Raw genomic sequence first — 8,452 nt, 5'->3', positions numbered from 1 at the left:
GTCAGATGAAGGCGACGCCGAGCCTCGCGCCATGGGTGGTACATGCCGAGAACCATATGGGTGACTACTGACAGAAACGGCGCTGACCAGGAATTACATGGGTGTAGTTCCGCTAGAAAGCTGCTAGTTCTTCGCGCGGCACGATCTCGTCGTGGCTCACCACCTGAAGGAACGTGTAAGTGACCTTCGATGATTTTCCTCGAGGGGCAACTTCGGCTGTCCGGCGTGTGCGGATTCGGACAAAGTCGTTGAACTGTGCCTTGAGATCTTCGCTTATCTCGACCGGTACGTCTGTCACCTCTATAACTCTGCGGCCGACTTGCACTTCGATGTGCCCGGATGCCGATAGCGTGCGCAGCGATCCAGCGAGCACAACAGTCGAGGTTTGAGGGCGGCGTTCGAAGTACGCGCGCGCTACAGCCCGGCCCTCTGCGGACAGCCGCGAAAGTCGTCGGGTGCCGTTGGAGTCAGAAATGTCCAGCTCGATTCCCGCGTCAGCCGCATCGAGGCTTTCGACCAACTGGCGAAGTCTTGTGGCTAGGTCTCGATCGGCTTCTGCCACCTCCTCCGTGCGTCCGGCCTCGAGCGCGTCATGAAGATCTAGAATTCTGGTGAGCGCAAGCTCCGCTTTTGATGGCTCGGGCATGGGGACCATCTGATCTTCGCCCGACCTGATAGGTGCCATTGGTCGCAGGTGAAGAACAACACTTCCGCGTCCGATGCTACGAAAACCGAGCTGGACGGATGGCCGGTCTTCATCATCGACGGCAGCGTCGACCTCGTCTTGGACGCGGATGAAGATGTCTGCAGCACGACGTTCGAAGACCCCGCCGTCGAAAGTTGGCCCGAACAATCGCACGTCCGCAAGCGTGTCCAGACGAGTGGCGGGGTCAAGTTTCCGCAGCCCACGGACGAGCGCCGAACGAAGATACTCGCTCGGCGCCTGGTCGTCAGCCTCATCAAGCTCAGGGCGATGCTGGTATGGCCGCACCCCCGTATGGTGTGGTCTAGCCATCTAGTACCACCTCCAAGTAGCCTCGCCGAGCCTCGCAGCCTTCAAGTGTGGGTACGTCCTCATCGCCAACTCTGCACCGTTGCCACCAATCATCCATCATCCCTCGGTCTGACAAGTATGCAGCTTCACCTACTTCCAGGTCTAGCTCAGATTCGAACGGATGTACGATAGGGTGCCAGCGGATCGGAAACGGCTCAATCCGGAACGTCTTCTTGACGTACATCCGGTCGGAGGAGAGCTTCCGGACTCCGCCCGATCCTGGAAGGCCCTTGATCTCATCGGCAATTACACCGTCAATGATCGGAGTGAGGTCAATATCCTTCGGGTTCAGCTTATTTGAGACAAAGCTCCCCGCGAGCCAAAGGGATCGCAAGAGTGCTGTCTTGGTCGTTGACTCAACCTGTCTCCAGGCTCCCAGGTAGTCGCTCAGGTCCTGAAACCGATCCTGCCTGGTTGTACTCTCGGCGAAATCCTCGTGCGCGACGAATCGGTCATAGACCTCATTGAGAGTCGCTCGATATCTACCTGGGGGGAGATGGCCGGACTCCCGAATGTCTGGGATTGTCACACGTCACCCCTCTCCGCCGCCTCATCTTGCTCACGCCTGATCCTCCGCGTCTCCGATTCCCCGCCACCGCGGCGCCAACCGCCGACGAGGTCGACGTCGGATTGGGTGGTGCTGGCATCAATGCCCGAGGCTTGATCTGCCCCGATCAGGTCGTCGGCCTTGTTCTCGTCGGGCTCCTCCCGCCACACGTTCGGCCGGGCGTCGTCAGCCGCTTGGCCCTCGGGGTCGGTGCCACCGTCGCGGGGGCTACCCGCGCCGGTCTTCTGGTCTTCGTCCTCCGAGCCCGGTGCTCGCGATTCCTGTGCAGTTTCCATTCCATTTTCAGCTCCTCGCGTCGCGACGATGCTCCTGATGAGCTCGTCTACTGCTCGGCGCTGCCGGTCATCGAGAAGGTCCGCTTCCTCGGGCGGACGGTACGGCCCACTGGGTGCGGTCGTGTTCCAGGCCGCGCGCTGGAGTTGCTTCTCGGTGAACGGCACCACCTGTGCGAGTGCACGGAGTGTCTTTGGCGATGGCCGGCCGTGTCCGCCGGACCAGTACGCAGCAATCGTTCCGTAGGGAAGGCGGATGCCTTTCTCGGCGGCTCGGTCTGCTGCCTGCCGTGCGGTGACGGTCCCGCTGTTCAGCAGGTCACTCAATGCGCTCACGGTTTCAGACGCTCCCATGCTTGCCGCTTGTTCGAATAGCCAGAGTGTAACTGTGACGGTTACGAATCACATCACTGTAATTCGCTGGCCAGCAGGTCTAGCCCGGTTACGTGGCTTGCGGGCTGTAACCAGACGTGGTTACATAGGCTTACCGCTTGACCAAGCACCAAGAATGGAGTTACAGTGTCCACACCGGTTCACCACGACACAGGGAGGCTCTGGGTGCGACTCATCAGCAAGCAGGCTTTCCGCCAGTACATGAAGCACCGGGGCATGACGAACGAAGACCTGGCCCGTGAGGCCAAGTGCTCAACGTCGACCATCGCGTTCCTCAGATCGCGAGGGAAGAGCGCGCGAGATTCGGTCGGGCCGGACACCGCCCGCCGCATCGAGGAGGCGCTGAACGCCCCTCCTGGGTCGCTCTTTTCGGCCCGTGTGATTGTCGCTTCGGGAAGCATCAAGCAACCGGCATAAACAAGAACGCCCGCCTCGGCGCAGACACACCGGGCGGGCAATGAACAAAGGAGAGTTCGTGACCAACGATATCACCCCGATCAACAGCGGCCAGTCGCCGTTCGACGGGATCAAGCAGACCCGTGAGGACGGCACCGAGTTCTGGTCGGCCCGCGACCTCATGCCCCTGCTCGGCTACGACCGCTGGGACCGTGTTCCTGAGGTGATCGAGCGGGCCAGCGCGTCGGCCGCCGCAAGCGGTCATGACGCTCACGACCTTTTCCGAGCCTCCTCGGAAAAGTCCGGAGGGCGTCCGCGCGAGAACTTCGAACTCGCCCGCTTTGCCTGCTACCTCGTCGCGATGAACGGTGACCCCCGCAAGCCCGAGGTTGCCGCCGCACAGGCCTACTTCGCGATCCGCACCCGCGAGGCCGAGACCCGGCCAGCGATCAACGGCGGCGACATCACGCGCCTGGAGCTGATCGAGATCGCTCGCAACGCCGAGATGGAACGTCTCGCGCTGAAGGCGAAGAACGCCGAGCTGGAACCGAAGGCCGACGCCTACGACAACTTCCTCGACGCCACCGGCAAGTACAGCGTCGGGTCCGTCGCCAAGATGCTGGGCACCTCGCAGAACAAGTTGTTCCGCGATCTCCGCAACGCGGGCGTCTTCATCGCGAAGGGGTCGATGCGCAACACCCCGTACCAGCAGTACATGCGGCACTTCGAGGTCAAGCCGCACGAGTATGAGCGATCCAGCGGCGAGATGGGTTGCAGCTACACGACATACATCCAGCCGTCGGGAATCGACTTCATCCGCCGGAAGCTCGGGCTTCTCGCCATTGACCCGATTCCGGGGATTGGAACTGAGGTCGAAGCATGATCCACCACGACCACTCCTACATCGGCCGTCACCGCCGGTCCGACATCTTCGGCGACGACATCTTCGAGCAGGTCATCGTCAGCGGCGGCCACGCCTGGCGCTGGGACGACGCCCGCCACACCTGGAAGGCAATTGCATGATCAACTACTTCACCGCCAGAGCCGCCGCGCTCATCCTGGCCGCGGTCGCCACCGCCACCCTCGCCGGATGCGCGAGCACCGCGGACGCCACCCCGGCCGGACGCATCACCGCACCAGCCACCGTCCAGGTGACACCAACGATCTCGCCCACCGAGCAGCAGGACCGGGCCTACTATCGTTGCGCCGCACCGATCTTCGGTGTCTACGTCGACTACGACACCGCGCGGGCCAGCTCCCCCGACGGTCTCGCCAAGGTCATCGCGTCGGGGCGCAGCCTGTATACCACGTTCGCCGCGCTGCCCGCCGGCACTTCGGTCGACGTTGCCGCCGTCGCCGCTGGACTCGACGACAATGGCACCGCCACCCTGCGCTGCGCGGTCGAAGCGTTCGAGGGTGTCACGTCATGACCTTCACCCGAGCCCAACTCGACGCGCTCGGCGTCGCCACCGACCTGCAGACCGCGGCCGAGGCGCTGGGGATCTCGCGCGCGACCGCGTACGAGCTGGCCCGCGAGTCCCAGTTCCCGGTGCCGGTCATCCGGTTCGGGTCGCGCTACTCGGTCCCGACGGCCGGACTCCGCGAGGTGCTCCTCGGCGAGACGGCGCCGCCGGCCGACGAGGTCCTCGCCAGGTTGGATCGCATCGCCACCGGCATCGAGGAACTCATCAAGCACGCAAAAATCCAGTCCATCAACACCATTGGGGTCGCATCATGATCGGGGTCATTCTTCTCAGCGCCACCGGACTCGTCACCGGCGCAATCATCCTCATCGACCTGGTGCGCGGCGCGTTCGCGCAGCACTGGGAACCGATCGAGGTCGACCGCGGCGAGATCGTGGAGGGCGACCGATGAGCGCGCCGCCCGACATTCACACCATCCCGCAGGAGTGGGTCGACGAGCTTCGGTCGCTACTCGACCTGCTCGATGGCGGACCGGCGGACAACGACCAGCGGGCGCGATATCTGCTGGCCTCGAACTTCTTGCGCGACAACGGTGCAGCCATCGCCGCCAGAATCATGGAGGCGTGCCGATGAGCGCCCCAGCAGCCTCACCCGAGGTCGCCGAGATCCGCAGTCGGTTCATCGCGCTAGCCGTGCATCTGCCGTGCCATGCCGGCTGGTCGTGGTGCGAGGTCGACTGCCGCACCTACCTGCGCGCCAAGAAGGACGGGATTCCCGCGCTGGAACTCACCTACTCCGTCGACGACGAGATCCTCGAAGTGTTCTTCGTCGGCCAGCACGATCTGCAGGGGGTGCGGTCATGACCGGAATGTATTCGGACACCGAGCAGGTCGTCGACGCCACGATCGATCTGATCGACGAGATCTTCGACGTCGAAAGCCCCAACTTCATGCTCGACCAGATCGTGCACCGATTCTCCACGCAGCCCGAGCGGATGGCCCAGATCGTCATGTGTCTCGGGTTCTGGGCGAGCGCGGTACCGCGGTCGGGGCTGTACGAGGTCACCAACGACGTCGCGATCGAGCGCGCCCGCAATCGGCTCAAGTCCGACATCGGCGGGATGGACGCATACATGGAACTCGTGCAGGAGATACGGACGGCATGACAACGACCAAGTTCGCCGATCTCAAAGCGAAGGCCACCGCCGAGGGTGTGAAGGCCTGGGCCGACGGCGATTCCGTCTGCCCGTACGCGTCGGCCGATCTGGTCACCGCGTGGCGCGACGGCTGGAATGGCGCGCAGGAACATGCCTTGAAGGGGCAGCACTTCACTGTGCCCGCCGAGGACGGCGTGTACCGCGACGTGCCGGACAGCATCTACCACTCGGATCGCGACTCGTTGTCGTCCACCGGGGCGAAGACCATCCTCGAGCCGGGCGGGCCCGCGAAGCACCGGTTCGGCCGGCGCAAGGAGTCCGCCGCGTTCGACGTGGGACACGCGGTGCACACCGCGGTCCTGGGCGAGGGTGGTGTGTTCGTCGACTCCGGTTTCGACGCGTGGACGACGAAGGCCGCGAAAGAGAAGGTCGCCGAGATCCGTGCCGCGGGCAAGACGCCGCTGAAGCCCGAGCAGTACCGCGACGTCATGAACATGGCCGAGGCGGTCCGCGCGCACCCGCTCGCCGAGGTGCTGTTCGCTGATGGTGTTGCCGAGCAATCGATCTGGGCGCACGACCCCGAGTCGGGTGCCCGGGTGCGCTGCCGCCCCGACTGGCACATTGCGTCGACGTTCGTCGACCTGAAGACGGCCGCCGATCCGGGCCAGTTCGACCGCGCCATCGAGGACTACTCGTACCACTTGAGTGCCGCGTTCTATCTGCACACCGCGCAGCTCGCCGGGATGAGCATCGACTCGTTCTTCCTCGTCGCCGTCGGCAAGGAACCCCCGCACCTTGTCGACGTGTGCGAGATCTCGCCCGCCGACCTGGCCGTCGGCCGCGACCTGACGCGCGCCGCAATTGACCTGTGGGCGTACTGCCACGCCACCGACACCTGGCCGGGCCTGCCCGCAACCCTGCGTGTCGCACAACTTCCCGAGCGGGCCCGCTTCCGGGCGGACGCCGCAATCACCAGAGCCCGCACCACCATCGAAGGAGCCACAGCATGACCACCGACCTCGCACCCGCCAACAACTCCGCGCAGGATCTTTCACTCCTGCCGCCGGCGCAACCCATCCAGGCCAACTCGTTCGAGCAGCTCAAGAACACGGTCGAAGCCATGCAGCTCGCGGCGCGGTTCGCCACCGAGATGTGCAAGACGACAGCCGTCCCCGACATCTATCGCATCGGCTCCAAGCAGAACTCCGACCGCTCGCCCGACGAGGTGATCGGCAATGCGGCCGCCGCTGTCCTGTACGGGCTGGAGTTGGAGATCTCGCCCACGCAGGCCCTGCAGAACATCTTCTCGGTTGGCGGGAAGCCCGCCATCTACGCGCGCACCGCGGCTGCGCTGTTGGCGCGCAAGGGCTATCGGACCTGGACCGAGTCGAGCACTGACGAAGCGGTCACTGTCATGGGGACCAGCCCGGACGGGCTGGTCACCGAGGCGTCCACGTGGACACTCGACCGTGCGAAGAAGGCTGGATACGCGCCGACGATCGACGAGAAGACCGGTGAGTTCCGAAAGAACAAGTGGAACAAGATCATCGGCAACGAGAAGTACTTGTCCGACCCCCAGGGGATGCTCTACGCGAAGGCGCTGATGGAAGTGTGCCGGAAGCTCGCCCCGAACCTCCTGATGGGCATCGGCGACCGCGACGACGCGGTGGTCGTCGAGGATGAGCAGAGCACTCCGCGCCGTGTGCCGAACGAGGCTCGACCCTCGTCGCCTGGTGTCGACGAACTCCGCGCCCGCCTGGGCCGCGCGACATCTCCGGATGCCTCGCTGGAGGTCGCGAAGCCGGAAGCCCCGCAGTCCGACGACACCCAGGCCAGCGCGCCGGAACCGGAGACGAAGAAGCCGACGACCGCGCAGAACCGGAAGTTGAGCGCGCTGTTCGAGCGCGGCGGCCTGACGAAGGACGACAAGAACGGCAGACGCATCGTGTTCGCCAGCTTCTTCCCGGACCGCGACCTCGGTGCGGCGCCGTCGGCCGACGAGACCGACCACGTGATCGGCGAGCTCGAGAAGATCGCCAACTCGGGCGATGGCGACAGCGTGCTCGTGGCCTTCGTCGAGGACGTCATCACCAACGCCGAGCAGGTGCAGCAGTGAGCGACGTGCGCATGCCGGCCGCGGTGCTGGCCTTCCATCTGGACCCACTGGACGAAACCACGACCGCGGTGACTGCCGAACTCGTCATCTTCGACAGCAACACGGCGAGCTGCATGCTCGCCGATGCCGCCGAGCAGGTTGCCCTCGAGCTGCGCGCGTCGTGCGGGTGCGCGGACAGCGTGCCCGACCCGGATGCGGCGCCCGGCTCCGCACCGGCTAGCGCCGGCGGCTGGTTCGCGCGCCTCATCAGGAAGGGGCAGTGATGACTGTGCCGAATCCGTACGTCCTCCGCGCCGAACTGGAGCAGGCGAAAGCCGACCGCGACCGCTACCGGCAGGCGCTCCCGCCGGGGTACTGGAAGCGGATCAGCGTGCCGAATGAGGCCGCGCGCTTCGGGTTTCCCGCCGATCCGAGTGATGCCGACAAGCACATCACCTTCGACGGTTCGGTGTGGGCATTCGACTTCACCGGCTGGGAGCAGGTCTCCGGCCCCACGGACCTCGACGAGCTCAAGACCGAGCTGGCCGAGACCGAGCGTGAGCGGGTGCGGCTGCGGGACTTGGAGCGCAAGACGGCGGCCGAGGTCGAGCGGTGGAAAGCCGAGTGCGAGAAGGCCAACCGCCGCGCCGGCGAGGCGCAGCAGGCGCAGAAGTATTGGCGCGAGCAGGCGATGGACGACGTGGACCGGCTGAACGTCATCTCCGAGATCGAGCCCGACGCCACCAATCCGGCGCACTGGCGCTGGGCGGCGGAACTCCTCGGGCCAACTGTCTGGCTCGGAAACCCGCTCGCCCTCCAGGCTCATGCCGCCCGACTGGAGCGCGAGCAGCAGCAGCAGGCCGACGCCACCGAGGAGCTGATCGAGAAGACGGCGCGGGAGATGTACGCCGCGGACTCCTCCTTCGCTGGCGTCGGATGGGACGAGGCCCAAGGGATTGATCGGACGAGACATCTGTATCGAGCGCGTCGGCTCCACGCCGCCGGGTACCTGCGGGGCGGCGGTGAGAAGTGAGCGACTTGACACTGCGCGACTATCTGACCGCTGCGAAAGTGTTGGACCACCTGAACCGAAA

Annotated in this window: 15 protein-coding genes; 12 read left to right on the top strand and 3 right to left on the bottom strand. The window is 64.9% G+C overall.

The window, feature by feature from the left end; all coding sequences use genetic code 11:
• Positions 1 to 112: 112 nt before the first annotated feature.
• Genes ACPXB3_RS22145 through ACPXB3_RS22135 form a run of 3 tightly spaced genes read right to left on the bottom strand, consistent with a single transcriptional unit; the run spans position 113 to position 2,065 of the window.
• Positions 113 to 991 (bottom strand): hypothetical protein, encoded by an 879-nt coding sequence (locus ACPXB3_RS22145; protein WP_425729774.1) that lies wholly within the window; start codon positions 989 to 991, stop codon positions 113 to 115.
• Between the two features lie 16 nt (positions 992 to 1,007).
• Positions 1,008 to 1,583, bottom strand: coding sequence for a DUF6932 family protein (locus ACPXB3_RS22140; RefSeq protein WP_425729773.1), 576 nt, complete (start codon positions 1,581 to 1,583; stop codon positions 1,008 to 1,010).
• A complete protein-coding gene (locus ACPXB3_RS22135) occupies positions 1,580 to 2,065 on the bottom strand; it encodes a hypothetical protein (protein ID WP_425729771.1) in 486 nt (161 codons plus the stop codon). The genes ACPXB3_RS22140 and ACPXB3_RS22135 overlap by 4 nt, the downstream gene beginning before the upstream one ends.
• A gap of 604 nt (positions 2,066 to 2,669) precedes the next feature.
• Between ACPXB3_RS22135 and ACPXB3_RS22130 the strand changes: the two genes are divergently transcribed.
• The 12 genes from ACPXB3_RS22130 to ACPXB3_RS22075 are packed head-to-tail and all read left to right on the top strand — an operon-like array spanning position 2,670 to position 8,391.
• Positions 2,670 to 3,566 (top strand): phage antirepressor KilAC domain-containing protein, encoded by an 897-nt coding sequence (locus tag ACPXB3_RS22130; RefSeq protein ID WP_425729769.1) that lies wholly within the window; start codon positions 2,670 to 2,672, stop codon positions 3,564 to 3,566.
• Positions 3,563 to 3,706 (top strand): hypothetical protein, encoded by a 144-nt coding sequence (locus tag ACPXB3_RS22125; protein ID WP_425729767.1) that lies wholly within the window; start codon positions 3,563 to 3,565, stop codon positions 3,704 to 3,706. The genes ACPXB3_RS22130 and ACPXB3_RS22125 overlap by 4 nt, the downstream gene beginning before the upstream one ends.
• Entirely contained in the window at positions 3,703 to 4,113 is a 411-nt protein-coding gene (locus tag ACPXB3_RS22120) for a hypothetical protein (RefSeq protein WP_425729765.1), read from the top strand. The genes ACPXB3_RS22125 and ACPXB3_RS22120 overlap by 4 nt, the downstream gene beginning before the upstream one ends.
• Positions 4,110 to 4,421 carry a helix-turn-helix transcriptional regulator gene (locus tag ACPXB3_RS22115; RefSeq protein ID WP_425729763.1) on the top strand — a complete coding sequence of 104 codons (312 nt, stop codon included), beginning with the start codon at positions 4,110 to 4,112 and terminating at the stop codon, positions 4,419 to 4,421. The genes ACPXB3_RS22120 and ACPXB3_RS22115 overlap by 4 nt, the downstream gene beginning before the upstream one ends.
• Positions 4,418 to 4,558 carry a hypothetical protein gene (locus ACPXB3_RS22110; RefSeq protein ID WP_425729762.1) on the top strand — a complete coding sequence of 47 codons (141 nt, stop codon included), beginning with the start codon at positions 4,418 to 4,420 and terminating at the stop codon, positions 4,556 to 4,558. The genes ACPXB3_RS22115 and ACPXB3_RS22110 overlap by 4 nt, the downstream gene beginning before the upstream one ends.
• The gene (locus tag ACPXB3_RS22105; RefSeq protein WP_425729760.1) at positions 4,555 to 4,740 is read left to right on the top strand and encodes a hypothetical protein; all 186 of its coding nucleotides are present in this window, start codon (positions 4,555 to 4,557) and stop codon (positions 4,738 to 4,740) included. The genes ACPXB3_RS22110 and ACPXB3_RS22105 overlap by 4 nt, the downstream gene beginning before the upstream one ends.
• Positions 4,737 to 4,970 (top strand): hypothetical protein, encoded by a 234-nt coding sequence (locus tag ACPXB3_RS22100; protein WP_425729758.1) that lies wholly within the window; start codon positions 4,737 to 4,739, stop codon positions 4,968 to 4,970. The genes ACPXB3_RS22105 and ACPXB3_RS22100 overlap by 4 nt, the downstream gene beginning before the upstream one ends.
• Positions 4,967 to 5,272 (top strand): hypothetical protein, encoded by a 306-nt coding sequence (locus ACPXB3_RS22095; protein ID WP_425729756.1) that lies wholly within the window; start codon positions 4,967 to 4,969, stop codon positions 5,270 to 5,272. Before ACPXB3_RS22100 ends, ACPXB3_RS22095 begins: the two co-directional genes overlap by 4 nt.
• Complete coding sequence (locus tag ACPXB3_RS22090) at positions 5,269 to 6,273, top strand: PD-(D/E)XK nuclease-like domain-containing protein (protein ID WP_425729754.1); 1,005 nt, start codon at positions 5,269 to 5,271, stop codon at positions 6,271 to 6,273. The genes ACPXB3_RS22095 and ACPXB3_RS22090 overlap by 4 nt, the downstream gene beginning before the upstream one ends.
• Positions 6,270 to 7,379: a hypothetical protein gene (locus ACPXB3_RS22085; RefSeq protein ID WP_425729752.1), complete on the top strand. Its 1,110-nt coding sequence runs from the start codon at positions 6,270 to 6,272 to the stop codon at positions 7,377 to 7,379. Before ACPXB3_RS22090 ends, ACPXB3_RS22085 begins: the two co-directional genes overlap by 4 nt.
• On the top strand, positions 7,376 to 7,642 hold the full coding sequence (locus tag ACPXB3_RS22080) for a hypothetical protein (RefSeq protein WP_425729750.1): 267 nt from the start codon (positions 7,376 to 7,378) through the stop codon (positions 7,640 to 7,642). The genes ACPXB3_RS22085 and ACPXB3_RS22080 overlap by 4 nt, the downstream gene beginning before the upstream one ends.
• Positions 7,642 to 8,391 carry a hypothetical protein gene (locus tag ACPXB3_RS22075; protein ID WP_425729748.1) on the top strand — a complete coding sequence of 250 codons (750 nt, stop codon included), beginning with the start codon at positions 7,642 to 7,644 and terminating at the stop codon, positions 8,389 to 8,391. Before ACPXB3_RS22080 ends, ACPXB3_RS22075 begins: the two co-directional genes overlap by 1 nt.
• The last annotated feature ends 61 nt before the right edge of the window (positions 8,392 to 8,452 follow it).

Source organism: Gordonia sp. DT219, assembly GCF_049847065.1.
Lineage (GTDB): Bacteria > Actinomycetota > Actinomycetes > Mycobacteriales > Mycobacteriaceae > Gordonia.
The sequence above is the reverse complement of the archived record's forward strand: the minus strand, read 5'-3'. Positions and strand labels throughout refer to the sequence as shown.